Here is a 14,767-nt window from a genome sequence, read left to right as displayed (position 1 = left end):
GAGATGGTGCTGCCGGGTTCCCCTCCTGCCCGGCAGCACCTCACGACCAGGGAGGAGAATGGGGAATGCGTACAATGATGACTTCGATCCGTAACATGATGGGCCGCCTGCGCCGCGACGAGCGCGGCCTGACTGCCGTGGAATACGCCGTGCTCGGCGCCATCGTCGTGGCCGCTATAGGCGTGGCGACTTCGAGCTTCGAAGAGAACCTCGAGGGAGCGTTCACGAAGATGTTTGCGCCGGCAGACGAAGAGGAGTGATGAGGCTGAGGCATCACCGATGTGCATGAAGACACGGGCGAGGTTCCGCACGCTTGGATGCAGCCGCGGAATCGCGGCGCTGGAGTTCGTCATGCTGGCTCCGGTGCTGCTTCTCCTGGTGTTCGCGATCATCGTCTACTCGATCTACTTCACCGGCCTGATTGGCGTCCGCCAAGCGGCGGCGGAAGGCGCGCGCGCGGCGGTCGCGGGTCTGTCCCCGGCGGAGCGGACGAGCCTGGCCGAAGCCCGCGCCCGGGACGTCATCGACAACTACGGCTCGCTGCTGGGCGGCAGCAGCGAGCCCGTCATCACCGCCGAGGCGGGCGAGGTGACGGGCACCTTCCGCGTGGAGGTCCGCTACGACATGACGGGGAGCCCGCTGATGCGATATGTTCCACTCGTGCCGCTGCCCTCCAGCGAACTGGCCGCGAGCGTGACGGTGACCAATGGCGGGTACTGAGATGGCCGCCCTCGGCTACTTCGACCTGGCGCTCCTGATCCTCGTGCTGGTGCCGGTGGTCGTGCTGCCCTGGGAAGGCCATCGCACGCCGGACTGGCTCTATCTGCTGCTCGCGGGCAGCGGGCTTGCTGCCGCGCTCCTGCGCGGCGGCCCGGCAGCCCTGGCCTGGTCCTGCGCGGCGGGCTTGGGATGCTTGCTCCTGACCAGTGCCATGGTGACAGCATTGCGCATGCAGACGCGCCTGCGGATCCTGACCGGGGGCCAGCTCAAGCTCATGGCGGCCGGCGCCACGTGGGTCGGGATGACGGGCACGCTGGTGATGATGAGCGTTGCGGTCCTCACGCTATTTCTGTTAGCTGCTTTTCAACAGGCGGGAGCGGTTAGGCGCAGACCGGATGCATCGGCGATAGTCGCAGTTGCAATCGTATCGGTCGCCATGCAGCAACATCTGCCGGGAATGTGAATGGGGGCATTCGCAACGGTATGGCGGGTATATGCGATGCCTAAGAATTGGCGCACAAGGCTGGGGGCGATACTGGCCCCGGGGGCAGTCGATCAGGACGGATGCGGAGCGGACTTCTTGGAGGAGGCTGCCTCGTCCGAAGATTCGTCGGGGGCTATGCAGATGGGCGTACCCATACCGGTGGAGCCCGTCCTTATCGTGGACGACGATGCCGACTGGGGTGAGGAATGCGCGTTCAGCCTGAGGCAGATGGGCTACGAGCCCTTCGTCGCCTCGACCGGGCCGGAGGCAATGGCGCTGTTCCTGCGGTACGACATCTCCATCGCCATCGTCGACTACAACCTGCCCGGGCTCGACGGGATCACCCTGATCCAGGAACTGTCGCAGCATGCCCACGAGCAGGGCCGGCAACTGCGCGTCATCATGGCGACAGGCTATGCCACCAAGGACGTCGCGATCGACGCGATGAGAGCGTCGGCCGTCGACTTCCTCGAAAAGCCGATCAGCCAGGCAGACCTGCGCAGCGCGCTACAGCGCATCCGCGGGATGCCGCCGCCCTCCGGCGCGCGCAAGGTGTTGCTCGACAAAATCTCCAACCTCAGCAGCGAACTGCAACGGCTTGCCCACCTAATGGACGACCCGGCGCCGCTCGTCGAAAGCCCGGCCCAGCAGGTCAAGGCGGCCGCAGCCACTGCGGCCAGCCCCGGCCCCGCGGGGCCGGAACAGCTGACGGGCTTCATCCGCGACCTGCTGCGCCGCGAGATGAAGCGTCGCGAGATCGGCGGAGGCGAGCTCTTCGGCGATCCTACCTGGGCGATGCTGCTGGACCTGCTCCTGGCGAAGATCGAGGATCGGCGCGTCTCCGTGTCGAGCGCGTGCATCGCTTCGGGCGCGCCGATGAGCACGGCGCTGCGCCTGGTGCGCCGCCTCGTCGATGAAGGCGTGCTGTGCCGATTGCCGGACGAGCAGGACCGGCGCCGGCACTTCCTGGCGATCGATCCCAAGTTCGAGCAGCCCCTCGTCGATTACCTGGCCGACCAGCTTCGACAGCACCGCTGAAAGGGTCAGCCGAAGGCCCGCTTCTCGTACACCGTCGCGATCGCCTGGCCGTCCCAGACGTAGCACAGATGCCGCTCCTGACGGCAGTGCGACAGCAGTCGAGGCCGGAACACGGCCACGCATTCGCCGCCCGGGTGCCGGACGCTGCGATAGACGATCCCGTCCGAACCCCGGGCGCGCAGGCCGGCGGCGAATGCCTGCGATGCCCCGTAGCGTGCCGGATCGTAGATCGGGTCTGCCGGGTCCACGCTGTCGCGGATCTCGTGCATGCGGCCGTCTAGATCGGCGGCGTAGACGCGCATGTCGATCTCCTGCGCCGGCTCGCGCGTCCAGAGCATGAAGCGGGTGCGGTGATACCGGGTTTCAGCCACGGCCGTTTCGATGGTCCGTCCCGCATAGAACACACCGAAGCTCCCGTCGGAAAAGCGGCTGCCCTGCGGGGCGAGGTGGGTAAAGGCGGCCATGATCGGCGTCGTTCCCGGACCGGAGACGCGATCCGGCGCGGGCACGAGCGCCAGGTCGCCCGCCTCCTCGCGCAAGCGATCGTTGGTCATCGCCTCCAGCGCGAAGACCGCCTCCAGGTCCGCGGGATCGGCCACCTTGTCGAACACGGACACGGGCGGGAAGCGGCTGGGCACGATGCGATAGCACGGTGTCCATCGGATGCGAACGACCGGGACCTCCATGTCGGAAGCCGTCTCAGCCGCGCTGCGCGTCGACGTACTGGCGAACGACGTAGAGGTCGGCCACGTTGCCCGATGTCATGCGCGCGATCGCCGACCGGCCGCCAAACAGCGGGTTGTCGTTCGGCTTGTGGACCCACTCGTCGGCGCTTCGCGGCAGCAGGATCTGAAGGCCCTTGTATATGCCCAGCACGTAGGAGATCCGCTCTAGCGCGTCCTTGGGGATGGCGGAGACCGCGCCGCGTTTCCACGACTGGAAGGTCGAACGGCTGTCCAGCCCCAGCAACCGCATCTGCTCCTGCTCCTTCAGTCCCCATGCCTCGGCGATGCGGAAGAAGGTGCGCAGAGCGGGCGCGGTCAGGTCCTTACGGTTCGGCGCATGGGCGAGGGACGAAGTGGCCATGACGATCCTTTCACCCCGTATATGTGCAGGATCTGCTCCAAACGCAAGTTTCCGATCAGGATATGTGGCTCAAGCGGCGGCTTCGGCCCTGCCGTCGACCACCACGCGGTCTCGGCCCTCGCGCTTGGCGCGATACAGCGCCGCGTCGGCAGCCTTGATCAGTGTCGATCCGTCGCGCTCCATGTCATCCTCCCAGCTGGCGATGCCGAACGACATCGTCATCGAGCCCAGGGTGCGTCCGCCCTGCTGGACGTTGAGCTCGGCGATCGCCTGCCTTGCCCCTTCGACGCGGTCCAGCAGCACCGCAGCCGTCGTGCCGGGAGCGATGACGGTGAACTCCTCGCCGCCGAAGCGGCAAACCACGTCGCCCTCCCGGAAGCGGCTCCGCATCTCGGCCGCGACGGCCTGGAGCACGGCATCGCCGGCCTCGTGTCCGAAATCATCGTTGAAGCGCTTGAAGTGGTCCACGTCGCACATGACGAGGCTGAGCGGGCTGCCCGACCTTGACGCGCGGGAGATCTCCAACGCCAGCGTCTCCTCCATGTAGCGGCGGTTGAACAGTCCGGTGAGCGGGTCGCGGATCGTCTGCTCGCGAAGGCCCCGCTGCAGGCGATGGTTCACCAGGGCCGAGGCGATGTTCTCAGCCAGGACGGTGAGGCGGAAGCGGCTTTCCGCGCCGACCACGCCCTTGAGATAGAGGACGCCGATGACCTCGCCCCCGGCCAGTAGCGGCTCGCAGTGGTAGTGGTGCGTCTCGTCGCCCACGTGTGCGCAGACGATGTCCGACCCCGGCTCGACCACGAAGTGACTCTGTCCGCGCCGCAAGGCCCAGCACTGATCGGGCGCAAACCCGGCGCTGTCCACCTGCAAGCCGCCCCATGCGGCGATCGGCACCAGCAGATTGCGCGAGTTGTTGTGGGCGTAGAGCGCGCCTGGGATTTCAGGAAGGACCCTGGGCACGAAGACGCGGATGATCGCCGCGAGCTCCTCGTCGGTACGGGCCGCCTGCATCCGATGGGCCATTCCGCCCAGAAGCTCGATCACCTCGCCGCGTTCGCGCAGCACCCGCGCATTATGGCTGAGTTCGAGGTTCGCCTTGTGCAGGTGCTCCTGGCTTTGGGCCTGGTCGGCCACGGCGGCCTGCAGTTCCTCCGCCATGGCGTTGTAGCCGCTGGCGAGGCGCTGGAATTCGCTGGAAGCCATGTCGGAATCGATGCGCGCAGTGCGGTCGCCCGCACCGAGCTGGCCCATGACCGTCATCATGGCCTCAACCGGCGTGCGAATGCGACGGATCAGCGCGACGCTCATGATGGCGATGGTGATTACCGTAATGGGCGTGCCCAACGCGACCAGCCACCGAATGAAGCTGAGGCGCCGCTCGACTGCGGCGATGCGCTGGTGGGAAAGCGCACGCTCCTCATTCAGCAGGTCGCTCACGCGCGCATCCACCAGCAGCATGAGGTTACGGCCACGTCCTGAGGCAATCGCCGCTTCGGCGCCGGTGAAATCGCCGGCCCGGGCGAGACGGGAAATCTCATTCACGGCGTCGCTGCGCTGCATCAGCAGGCTGCGGATCTGGACCGCGCGCGCGTTTTGCGCGGGATTGTCGGTGGTGAGGGCGACCAGGTCGTTCGCCGCACCTCGGGCGCCGGCGATCTCTGCGTCGATGCTTTCGGCAAACTCAGGATTGTGCGTCAACGCGAAGCCGCGCTGGCCCGATTCCGCGTGCTGGAGATGGTTGCGTGCGCTATGCGCGGCGCGCAGCACTTGCGAAGAGTGGGTGACCCAGCTCAGGCTGGCCCGCATTTGCGAGGACCCCTCGAGCAGCAGACCTGCGGAAAGCGCCAGCATCAGGCACAGGATGCTGCAGAGCACCACGATCCGGCTGGACAACGATCCGACCAAGGGTAATCTCCGTAGAACGGTTCGCCCACGCCCTCGGTGAAAACCTGCCGCCTTGCAACCATTTTCGCAGGTGCAGCGCGACAGGTGCTTCGACGGCGGCTCAGGCGATGGTGAGAACGATTCCGCCTCTCGACCCGAATGGCCGCGCCGTTGGTTTTCGCGCCCAGCGGGCTGGCAAGCAGCGCGACTTGCGCTGCGATCTCGTCCGCCTCGATCAGCCGGCGAACGAGCGAGAGCGGACGCATCTTGGCGAAGACCTCGGCCTCTAGGTCAGCCTCCGGCGCGTCCTTACGGCCTGAGCGCCGGCTAGCGACCCGCGCGGGCGCTCTGGCGGTTGATGATGGCGATCGACAGCCAGGCGGAGATGCTGGCCTCTCCCAGAATCGCCAGCGTTCCCACGGCAGGGCCCAGCAGCACTGTGTCGAGCACCCAGCCGGCGGCGAGCAACAGCCAGCCGGCGCTGCGCACCACGCGAGTCTGGCCGAACGGAAGCGTGCGCCCCAAGAGGTCGCGCTGGTGTCGCTTCATCCCGGCCGCCAGCGCGAGGAACGCGGCGAGGACCATCAGGAACACGAGCAGGTGCATCATGCTCCGGAGACCTTGGGGGCGGCGCGCCGGACGCTGGTAGCGGGCCGGCTCCGATGCTGCGCGGCGCGGCCGGCCGCGTGGAGGAAGCAGAGGGCGAGCACGATCATCACCAGATCGAAGCTGACGAAGACCCAGTCCCCCGCCCACAGGCTGGCGGCAAGCCCGCGCGAAGTCGTCACCGCATTGACCACCGGCACCGCAGCGAAGCCGGCGCCGGCCAGGGCCAGCGCCTCGGTCCAGGCGCGCTTGGCGGGGCGTACCAGCGCCCAGGCGAGCACGGCGGCCCAGGCCAGGAAGAGGCAATCGATCTCTCGCTCCGCCCGGTCCGCCATGTGCAGCGGCAGCAGGCGGTTGGCCAGGAAGTAGGCCGCGATCCCGACCGGCAGCCCGGCTATGGTCGCGATGTTGAGCCGCTCCACGACGCGGAAGCCGAAATGGGGCCGCTCGGGTTCCGGCAGCTTGGCGCGCCGCTTCACCGTCCACAGCACCAGCCCGCTGCCCACCATGATCGTGCCGCCGACGCCGCTCAGGAAGTAGAGCCAGCGCAGGCCCCATTCCGCGAACCGGCCGCTGTGCAGCCCGATCATGACGCTTTCGGTGGCGAGTGCCGCCCCTTGTGCGCGGTGTTCGCCGATCTGCCGTCCCGTGGCACCCTCGAACTTGGCCGTCTCGCCGCGAGCGCCCATCGCCTCGCCGGGCGCGCGGCCGATGTCGACCCGGGCGGCCGCGTCGTTCGGGTTGGAGACGCTGATGTAGCCGACCTGCTTGCCGTCCCAAGAGGCGGACGCGGATTGCATCATCGGCCCCAGGTCCGCCAGCGGAACACGTCGGCCGGTGGGTTCCGGCGCGTCGAAACGGCCGAAGACCGCTTCCTGGAAGCCGGCAGGCGCCGCATAGTTGGCTGCAATTCCCCAGGGCATGTAGAGCGAGGCGAGCGTCACGAGGCCCGTGAAGGTGATCATCAGGTGGAAGGGCAGGGCCATCACCGCCGTCACGTTGTGCGCGTCCAGCCAACTCCTCTGGCCTTTGCCGAAGCGCAGCATGAAGAAATCGGCGAAGATCTTCTTGTGCGTCACAACGCCGGAAAGGATCGCCACGAGCATGAACATCGCCGCAATACCGACGAGATAGCGCGCCCATAGGACCGGCATATAGTGCAGGTCGAAGTGGAAGCGGTACAGGAAGAAGCCGCCGCGCGTCTCGCGCAGAGTGACCGCATGCCCTTCGGAATCGAGGACCGCCTGGGTCATCCTGCGCCCGGGAGGCCGCTCTCCGGCGGGTTGCCAGTAGACCTGGGTGGTCGCGCCGCGGGAATTGGGCAGCGAAATGTACCAGCTGCGCGCGTCAGGCGCGACTGTGTCGAGATAGCGCACGGCGCCGCGCGCGGAGGCGACCGGATCGGCGCGGCCCGTGACTTCGGGCTGCATCCAGCGCGTGATCTCGTCCTGGAAGTAGGCGGCCGTGCCGGTGGCGAACATCGCGAAGAGCAGCCAGCCGAGCAGGAGCCCGCTCCAGGTGTGAAGCAGGGCCATCGACTGGCGCAGGCTGTCCTTCACAGCCGCCCTCCCGTGGCCACCGAGATCCACAGTCCGGCGCCCATCACGAGGGCGGCGCCGATCAGCCAGGCCCAAAGACGAAACGCCGAGCGGGTGCCGAACGCAACCAGCGCAAGGATCGCGAAGAGGGCGAAGGAGGCGAGCATCGCGGTGACGCTGGCATTGGCCGCGTCCATGCCCAGACCCTGCCACAGGAGGCGGGCGGTGCAGGCGGCGGCGAGCGACGTCACGGCGTAGTTCGCGGGGATCGCGGCGAGGATCCGCGCAGCGACCTCACCGCGGCGGGCAACCGGCTTGCGCCCCGCCGCGCGGGATGGGACGGAACTGGGGGTCTGGACGCGGCGATGATTCAAGGGCTGTGTCTCAGAGGCGCTATTGCGAGGCAGTCGCACGCCGCTAGGATGCACGAGGGCGATTGTCAATGCGCCTCAGGTCGAGGCCCGCGGCGGCTTAGCGGGTGACGAGCACGATCTTGCCGACCTGACTGTTGCCCTCCATGAACCGATGCGCCTCTGCCACGTCCTGCAGCGCGAACGTCTTTGCGATCACCGGGCGCAGAGCACCGCTTTCCAGTCCGCCGCTGACGTAGTGCACCAGGGCCGCCCGGCGTTCCGGGTCATCGACGACCGCATTGGCCGACCACCCCCGCAAGGTGAGGTTGGCCAGCATGACCGGCGCGAGCGGGATCTCCATGCTGGCTCCGCCCATGAGCCCGTAGAAGATCGCGATTCCCTCCGGCCTCATCGCCGGCAGCAGGGTGGCCAGCTGCTGCCCTCCGACCGCGTCGAACACCACCCGCACGCCTGCGCCGCCGGTGATCGCGCCAAGGCGGGAGGAGAGATCCTCCTCGTCCGTCACGATCACGTGGCTGGCGCCAATCGCTTCCAGTTGAGACTTCTTCGACCGGCCGCGCGTCACGGCGACAGGGATGGCGCCTTCGGCATGGGCGATCTGGATCGCGGCCACCCCCACCGAGGAGGAGGAGGCGGTGATGACGACGTGATCGCCGGGAGCGATGCGGGCGACCTCCACCAGGGCATAGGCGGTACCGTACTGCATCCAGCTTGCCGCAGCCTCGACGAGCGAGCTCTGGGGAGGCAGCCTGACGAGGCGATCGGCAGGGTAGAGGATGCGATCGGCATAGGTGCCGTAGGCCTCCATCGACAATCCGTAGAGGACCGCGACCTTGTCGCCCACGGCGACACCCTTCGTTCCCGGACCCACTGCCTCGACGATGCCGGCGGCTTCGTAGCCGATCCTGGCCGGAAGGGAGACCGGGCCGAAGCCGCCGCTGCGGTAGATCGCTTCCACGCGGTTGAGGCCGATGGCGGCGACGTCGACCCGAACCTCGCCGGGCGCAGGCTCCGGCACTTCGACCTCTTCGACGCGCAGGACGTCCGGTCCGCCGAACGCATGGAAGCGCACCACTCTGGCCATTCCCGCCCCCCCCCTGTGTCCCAACGTCCGCGCGATGGTGAACGGGTGTTCACTACCCCGCGCCTTCCGGGTCTGTCAATCGCGTGCTAGCGCCGCCCGATCATGTCCGCAGCTTCCGACTCCCGCAGTTCTGCCGAAACCAAGGCGCGGATACTCCTCGCCGCCCAGACCGTCTTCGCCGAGCATGGGTATTCGCACGCCGGCTTGCGCGAGATCGCCCGGCAGGCCCAGGTGGCACCTTCGCTCCTGCTCAAGTATTTCGGCACCAAGGCGCGGCTGTTCGAGGAAGCGCTGATCGCGGCGATCATTCCCCTCCAGCACTTCCAGTCGGATCGTCCGCAGCTCGGAGAAGCGATCGTCGCCTCGGTTCTGGACCCCGGCTCGCGCATGGTCGCCCCGGCCATGATCGCGCTCGCGCTCGGCGATCCGGAGTCGCGTGCCGTTACCGTCCGCGTGGTGCAGGAGCGCATCGTGGGACCGATGGCCGACTGGCTGGACGGGGACGAGGGGCTGGCGTCGGCGATCAACCTCCTGGCGATGACGACCGGCTTCGCGATCTTTCACCGCAACATGGACCTGGGGCTGGAGCCCCGGACCCGGCAGGACGCCGCGCGACTGATGGCACGCGCGCTGCAGGCGATGGCAGACGGCTGAGTTCCCGAGGCGCGGAAAGGACGGCGCGGGTCTTCCCAATTCGAGGAGGGCGCGGTACCCACCACCAAGGTGAACAAGTGTTCACCGATTCGGGGCTGCTGCAAGGAGCGGCCGAAAGTAGGGGGTGAGGCGCATGGCCGGCGACGATTTCGCGCAGATCGTGAACGTGGTGAACCTCTATGCGGTGGCCGTGGACGCGCACCGCTACGACCTTTTCCGCGAGATCTTCACGGACGACATCCGCTGCGACTTCGGGGGCGGCGCCGCGTTCTCGGGGATCGAGACGTTCATTGCGTCTTACGAAGGCATCCATGCGGTCTTTTCCGCCACCCAGCACATGGTGTCGGGCCATGCGGTGCGCATCGACGGAGAGCGGGCCTGCTGCTTCAGCTATGTCTGCGGCCGTTTCCGCCGGGCCCTGGAGGGCGGCGAAGGCCTGTTCGAGTCGACCGGCTGGTACGACGACGTGCTCACGCGCACCCGGGCGGGGTGGCGGATCAGCGAGCGCACCTCTCGGATGGTATCCCACAGCGGCGATGTCCGGGTGATGCAGGCGATGCCGGGGATCGACACCGACTACGTCCTGCTCTCGCTGTTCGGCGAAGCTGCGGCAGGACGCATCCGCTTCCTCGCGTGACGGGCTTTGCGCATCTGTGCGGCGATCCCGCTTGTCCGGCCCGGCAACGGCGCCCGCGCGCATGGTCCGAGCCGCATGAAGGGAACACAAGCCGGACGTGAAGACCGGCAAAGCGGCGACGAGGGGGAGGATTGTCGATGGAGAGGCTTGGTGTCTGGATGTTGGCGGCGATCCTCGGGATCGTCGGCGCGGTGCTGTCGATCGGCGGCATCGCGCTCGTGCTCGCCGGGGGCAGCCCGTACTATGTGGTGACGGGCCTCGTGGTGGTCGCCAGCGCGGTGGGACTGCTCAGGCGCAAGGCCTACGCAGCCTGGCTCTTCGGAGCGATGCTGGCGGGGACGATCGTCTGGAGCCTATGGGAAGCCGGGCTCGACGGCTGGGCCCTGCTGCCGCGCCTGGCCGCGCCGGCAGTCGTCGGGCTGCTGTTCCTGCCCGGCCCCATCCGGCGTGCCACCGCAGCGAGCCGCTGGTGGGTCGGCGCGCCGACGCTGCTCGCACTGGCCCTGCTGACCGTGGCGTTCATCCGCTTGCAGACCGCCGACAGCGAGTTGCCGCCGGCTGCCAAGCTCTCGCCTTCCCCTGAGGCACCGGCCGAGTGGCGGCACTGGGGCCACGACCTGGCGGGCACCCGCTACGGCGCCGTGGCCCAGATCGACACGGCGAACGTGGGCCGGCTCCAGCAAGCCTGGCGCTACGACGCCGCCCTCAACACCAGCAGCACGCCGAGCCTGGAGGCGGCTCCCCTGGCGGTGGACGGACGCCTGTTCCTATGCATCGAATCCGGGACGGTGGTGGCGCTGGACCAGGACAGCGGTCGGCAGATCTGGCGCTACCAGGCGCTACCGGACCGATCGCCGTTCCGCGGGTGGAAGTGTCGCGGGGTCGCTTACTATGAGGCGAGCGCCAGGACGGCGGAGTGCGCCAGGCGCCTGTTCCTCACGACCGCCGCCGGCCAGTTGGTCGCCATCGACGCCGCCGACGGCCGGCCGTGCCGCGGCTTCGGGGCCCGTGGCATCGCCGACCTGCGGCAGGGCATGGGCCCGATGCCACCCGACGCGGCCTTGCCCACTTCCCCGCCCACGGTGGTCGGCGGCGTCGTGGTCGTGGGCCAAAGCATTTCCGACTTCGGCTCGTTCGACTCGCCCTCCGGAGTGATCCGCGGGTACGACGCCGAGACGGGAGATCTTCGCTGGGCCTGGGATGCCGGGCGCGAGGGACAGACGATGCTGCGGCCGGGCGAGATTTATACGCGCGACACGCCGAACGCCTGGGGCGTGTTCAGCGGGGACGAAGCGCTGGGCCTGGTCTACGTCGGGACCGGCAATAGCCCTCCCGACTACTTCTCCGGCTTCCGCTCCAAGGTCGCGGACGCGTTCACCGACACTCTCGTCGCCATCGACGTGCGCACCGGCCTTCGCAAGTGGTCGTTCCGCACCGTCAATCACGATCTGTGGGACTACGACCTGGCGGCGCAGAGCGTCGCGGTCGATCTTCCCGGCGGACGGCCCGCCCTGATCGTCCCGACCAAGCGCGGCGAGATCTTCGTCCTCGACCGTCGCACCGGTGTGCCGATCGATCCCGTGGTCCAGAAACCGGTGCCGCAGGGCGGGGTCAAGGGCGAGTGGACTGCTGCCACGCAGCCCTACACCACCGGCTTTCCCTCCGTCGCTGGGGCGGACCTGCGCGAGAGCGACATGTGGGGCATTACACCGATCGACCAGATGATGTGCCGGATCCAGTACCGCAAGGCGAACTACCACGGCCAGTTCACGCCGATCACGACCCGGCCGACGATCACGTATCCTGCCGTGGGCGGCGGCATCAACTGGGGCAGCGTCGCCATCGATCCGCAGCGCGGGCTGATGGTGGTCAACACGCTGCACTTCGCCAACATGAACCGCCTTGCTCCCAAGCGCGGCGGCCGGGACGTGAAGGGCGGGTTCGAGGGCGGCGTCATCATGTTCCCGCAGGCCGGCACGCCCTATGCCTTCGAATCCTTCCCGTTCCTTTCGCCGATCTATGCGCCTTGCCAGAAGCCGCCCTACGGCGTGATCAGCGTCTTCGACATCCGGACGCGCAAGCTGCTGTGGAGCAAGCCTCTGGGCACCGCGGAAGGGTCGGGTCCGCTGGGAATCGCAAGCGGCATCCCCCTGCGCATGGGGGCGCCGAACTTCGGAGGCGCGCTCGCCACGGCGGGCGGGCTGGTGTTCATCGCCGCGTCGCAGGACCGCCGGCTTCATGCCTACGACATCGGCAACGGCCACGAGTTGTGGAGCGCGCGACTGCCCGCGGTGGGCGCGGCGATGCCGATCACGTACGTGTCGCCGCGCGGCCGCCAATATGTCGTGATCGCCGCCGGCGGGCACTTCGCCATTCCCGGGCCGCGGGCGAACGCCGTCGTGGCCTACGCGCTGCCGGAGGCGCGATAGCGCGTTGGCTAGGCCGCGACGTCGCGCCGGGCCGACACGACGTCGCCGGTGGAGGCTGCGTGCGGGATCGTGGTGGTGAATGTGCGGTCCTGCCAGTTCCGCTCCAGCCGCCAGGCACTGCCGACATCGACCAGGCGGAAGTCGCCATGCGCGAACAGCTCCGGATCCTCGGCGCGGTGCGCCAGCAGCGTGCGCGTAAGGGCCAGTTTGCGCGCGGATAGCGAGGCCATAGCGCCGCTGCGGATGCCGTCCCAGTCGACCGGCCGGCGGTTGTCGGGATCGGTCAGGGCCACCGCCTCGACCTCAGTGCCCTGGTAGATGTCGGGGATGCCGGGCGCGCAGAGCTGGAGCGTGACCTGGGCCAGGACGATCGCCTCGTAGCGAGCGTCGAAGGCCACCGGCAGCCCCTCGTCGCGGGACAACGCGTGGTGAAGCTGCCGGCACAGATCCGTTACTGTGCTTTCCGCATGTTCGTCGGGCGCCTCGTGACGCGAGAGGTCCTTGGCCTCGCGCATGGCCTTGGCGACGTGGTCGGCGATGCGGGCCTCGGCCTCGGGTTGTCCGCGCATCATCAGCGCCGTCTGGAGCGCGTAGAGGCCCCAGCGCGGCGGGAGGCCGGCCGCGATCGCTTGCTCCCGGCCGCGGGCGTAGAGGTCCCGGGCCAGGTCCGGGAAGTGGCTGAGCGCGAGGAGGACGGCGCGGGCGTCGGCGGAGCGCTTGGTGTCGTGCGTCGACAAGGCGTTCAGCGCCCGCGGGCTGCGTTCGGCGCGGGCGGCCATCTCCTGCTCGAAGCGGGACAGGTCCATGGCGTCGAGGTCGGGCTCGGCGCCGACTTCGCAGAACGGCAGGAACGCGACGCTCCGAAAGAACACGGTATCCTCCTCCGACTTGGCGGTGAGGGCGCCGGTGAGCTGCTCGAAGCGGGTGGCGAAGGTGCGGGCGAGCGGGTCGTCGGGGGCGCGGAGCAGGTCGAGCAGGGCCGGCAGCGGCGGTTCCGCCCCCTCGGCGCCCGCTACGGCCTCGGTCACGAGCGGCGACAGCGGGCAAAGATCGGCGGCATAGGAGCGGTATACGGGCCACTTAGCGGCCAGATTGGCGATACCCGCCGCCATCGCCGCCCGCGCCGTCTCGGGCGCGGCAAGCGCCGCCATGGCCGCATCGGTGACGCGCTCCAGTTCCGGCGCGAAGACCTGCTCCAGCAGCTCCTGCCGGACCTTGCGCACCTCCCGGTGGGTGGAGGAGGGCACCGCCCCGGCCGAGGCCTCTCGCATTGCCTCGAGCCCGGCGGGGTGCACCAGGAGGCGGGTGACCGGACCCATGAACTCGTACCCGCTCATGCCCTCGACCGGCCAGGATGCGGGGATCGCTTCCCCCGCCTTGACGATCTTCTCGATCCAGACCGGCGTGTCGCCTACGGCCTCGCGCAGGCGGTGCAGGTAGCAGCCCGGCCGGGCGAGGCCATCGATGTGGTCGACCCGCAGGCCCTGGATGCGTCCGGCGTTCACCTGGGCGACGATCCAGGAGTGGGTCAGCGCGAAGACATCCGGGTCCTCCTGCCGCACTCCGATGAGGTCGGTGATGTTGAAGAAGCGCCGGTGGATGATCCGGTCCGCGCTCGTGCGCCAATGGCCGAGCGACCAGTGCTGCTCGTCCAGCAGGGCGTCGAGCGCCGCGGCGTCCAGCGTGCGCGAGGCCGCGGCAAGGCCGGTCGCGGTGTTGGTGAGCCGCAAGGGGTACTCGCGGTCATAGACGCGCAGGCGCGGGTCCCCGGGGTTGCCGGCGAGGGAGATCTGCCCCGCCTCGAGCAGTTCGGCCGGGGTGCCGTCGAGCACCGGGAAGTGCAGCCGGCCCTTGTCCCAGTCGATGTCGAAAACCTGCGCGTAGCGGCTCTCCCGCCCGTGCCGGAGGACATCGGCGAGCCACGGGTTCTCGGGCGTGAAGCCCATGTGGTTGGGCACGATGTCGATCACGATGCCGATTCCGGCATCCTGTGCCGCCTCGCTCAGCCGGACGAAGGCCGCCTCGCCGCCGAGCACGGGGTCGATGCGGGTGGGGTCGATCACGTCGTAGCCATGCGTCGATCCCGCCGCGGCATGGAACGGAGGCGCCAGGTAGAGATGGCTCACGCCCAGCTCCACCAGCCACGGCAGCAGCGCCCGCGCCCGGTCGAGGTCGACCCCGCAGCGCAGCTGGAGGCGGTAGGTGGCGACCGGGACGGGATGGGGCATCGGGT

15 protein-coding genes and 1 pseudogene are annotated in these 14,767 nt (G+C 68.7%); 7 read left to right on the top strand and 9 right to left on the bottom strand.

Features of this window, described 5'->3' with window-relative positions; translation table 11 throughout:
- Positions 1-65: 65 nt before the first annotated feature.
- The 4 genes from ACFFJC_RS10315 to ACFFJC_RS10300 all read left to right on the top strand — a co-directional run bounded on the left by ACFFJC_RS10315 (position 66) and on the right by ACFFJC_RS10300 (position 2,242).
- On the top strand, positions 66-260 hold the full coding sequence (locus ACFFJC_RS10315) for a Flp family type IVb pilin (protein ID WP_379487417.1): 195 nt from the start codon (positions 66-68) through the stop codon (positions 258-260).
- Positions 261-279: 19 nt separating this feature from the next.
- The gene (locus ACFFJC_RS10310) at positions 280-720 is read left to right on the top strand and encodes a TadE family protein (protein WP_379487416.1); all 441 of its coding nucleotides are present in this window, start codon (positions 280-282) and stop codon (positions 718-720) included.
- Between the two features lies 1 nt (position 721).
- The gene (locus tag ACFFJC_RS10305) at positions 722-1,183 is read left to right on the top strand and encodes an A24 family peptidase (protein WP_379487415.1); all 462 of its coding nucleotides are present in this window, start codon (positions 722-724) and stop codon (positions 1,181-1,183) included.
- A gap of 162 nt (positions 1,184-1,345) precedes the next feature.
- Positions 1,346-2,242, top strand: a complete 897-nt coding sequence (locus ACFFJC_RS10300; protein WP_379487414.1) for a response regulator — start codon at positions 1,346-1,348, stop codon at positions 2,240-2,242.
- A 5-nt stretch (positions 2,243-2,247) separates the two neighbouring features.
- Here ACFFJC_RS10300 and ACFFJC_RS10295 read toward each other — a convergent pair whose 3' ends face one another.
- The 8 genes and pseudogenes from ACFFJC_RS10295 to ACFFJC_RS10260 form a co-directional block, all read right to left on the bottom strand.
- On the bottom strand, positions 2,248-2,928 hold the full coding sequence (locus tag ACFFJC_RS10295) for an RES family NAD+ phosphorylase (protein WP_379487413.1): 681 nt from the start codon (positions 2,926-2,928) through the stop codon (positions 2,248-2,250).
- Between the two features lie 13 nt (positions 2,929-2,941).
- Positions 2,942-3,328, bottom strand: a complete 387-nt coding sequence (locus ACFFJC_RS10290; RefSeq protein WP_379487412.1) for an antitoxin Xre-like helix-turn-helix domain-containing protein — start codon at positions 3,326-3,328, stop codon at positions 2,942-2,944.
- A gap of 69 nt (positions 3,329-3,397) precedes the next feature.
- Positions 3,398-5,179 (bottom strand): diguanylate cyclase, encoded by a 1,782-nt coding sequence (locus ACFFJC_RS10285; protein ID WP_379487450.1) that lies wholly within the window; start codon positions 5,177-5,179, stop codon positions 3,398-3,400.
- Between the two features lie 154 nt (positions 5,180-5,333).
- A pseudogene (locus tag ACFFJC_RS10280) lies at positions 5,334-5,523 on the bottom strand (oxidoreductase); the annotation flags it as partial.
- Between the two features lie 16 nt (positions 5,524-5,539).
- On the bottom strand, positions 5,540-5,821 hold the full coding sequence (locus ACFFJC_RS10275; RefSeq protein ID WP_379487411.1) for a DUF3325 family protein: 282 nt from the start codon (positions 5,819-5,821) through the stop codon (positions 5,540-5,542).
- The gene (locus ACFFJC_RS10270; protein ID WP_379487410.1) at positions 5,818-7,377 is read right to left on the bottom strand and encodes a PepSY-associated TM helix domain-containing protein; all 1,560 of its coding nucleotides are present in this window, start codon (positions 7,375-7,377) and stop codon (positions 5,818-5,820) included. Before ACFFJC_RS10270 ends, ACFFJC_RS10275 begins: the two co-directional genes overlap by 4 nt.
- Positions 7,374-7,730, bottom strand: a complete 357-nt coding sequence (locus tag ACFFJC_RS10265; protein ID WP_379487409.1) for a hypothetical protein — start codon at positions 7,728-7,730, stop codon at positions 7,374-7,376. Before ACFFJC_RS10265 ends, ACFFJC_RS10270 begins: the two co-directional genes overlap by 4 nt.
- Positions 7,731-7,827: 97 nt before the next feature.
- A complete protein-coding gene (locus tag ACFFJC_RS10260; protein ID WP_379487408.1) occupies positions 7,828-8,814 on the bottom strand; it encodes a zinc-dependent alcohol dehydrogenase family protein in 987 nt (328 codons plus the stop codon).
- Between the two features lie 102 nt (positions 8,815-8,916).
- Here ACFFJC_RS10260 and ACFFJC_RS10255 point away from each other — a divergent pair, with 102 nt between their 5' ends.
- The 3 genes from ACFFJC_RS10255 to ACFFJC_RS10245 all read left to right on the top strand — a co-directional run bounded on the left by ACFFJC_RS10255 (position 8,917) and on the right by ACFFJC_RS10245 (position 12,534).
- Positions 8,917-9,468 (top strand): TetR/AcrR family transcriptional regulator, encoded by a 552-nt coding sequence (locus ACFFJC_RS10255; RefSeq protein ID WP_379487407.1) that lies wholly within the window; start codon positions 8,917-8,919, stop codon positions 9,466-9,468.
- Positions 9,469-9,601: 133 nt separating this feature from the next.
- Complete coding sequence (locus tag ACFFJC_RS10250; RefSeq protein WP_379487406.1) at positions 9,602-10,105, top strand: nuclear transport factor 2 family protein; 504 nt, start codon at positions 9,602-9,604, stop codon at positions 10,103-10,105.
- Between the two features lie 137 nt (positions 10,106-10,242).
- Positions 10,243-12,534, top strand: a complete 2,292-nt coding sequence (locus tag ACFFJC_RS10245) for an outer membrane protein assembly factor BamB family protein (RefSeq protein WP_379487405.1) — start codon at positions 10,243-10,245, stop codon at positions 12,532-12,534.
- An 8-nt stretch (positions 12,535-12,542) separates the two neighbouring features.
- On the opposite strand, the gene treY is transcribed toward ACFFJC_RS10245, so the two are convergent.
- On the bottom strand, positions 12,543-14,762 hold the full coding sequence (treY, locus tag ACFFJC_RS10240; protein ID WP_379487404.1) for a malto-oligosyltrehalose synthase: 2,220 nt from the start codon (positions 14,760-14,762) through the stop codon (positions 12,543-12,545).
- Positions 14,763-14,767 lie beyond the last annotated feature (5 nt).

Source organism: Novosphingobium soli, assembly GCF_042432915.1.
Lineage (GTDB): Bacteria > Pseudomonadota > Alphaproteobacteria > Sphingomonadales > Sphingomonadaceae > Novosphingobium > Novosphingobium soli.
Note: the sequence above shows the minus strand (reverse complement) of the source record. Positions and strands in the feature narration are given on the sequence as shown.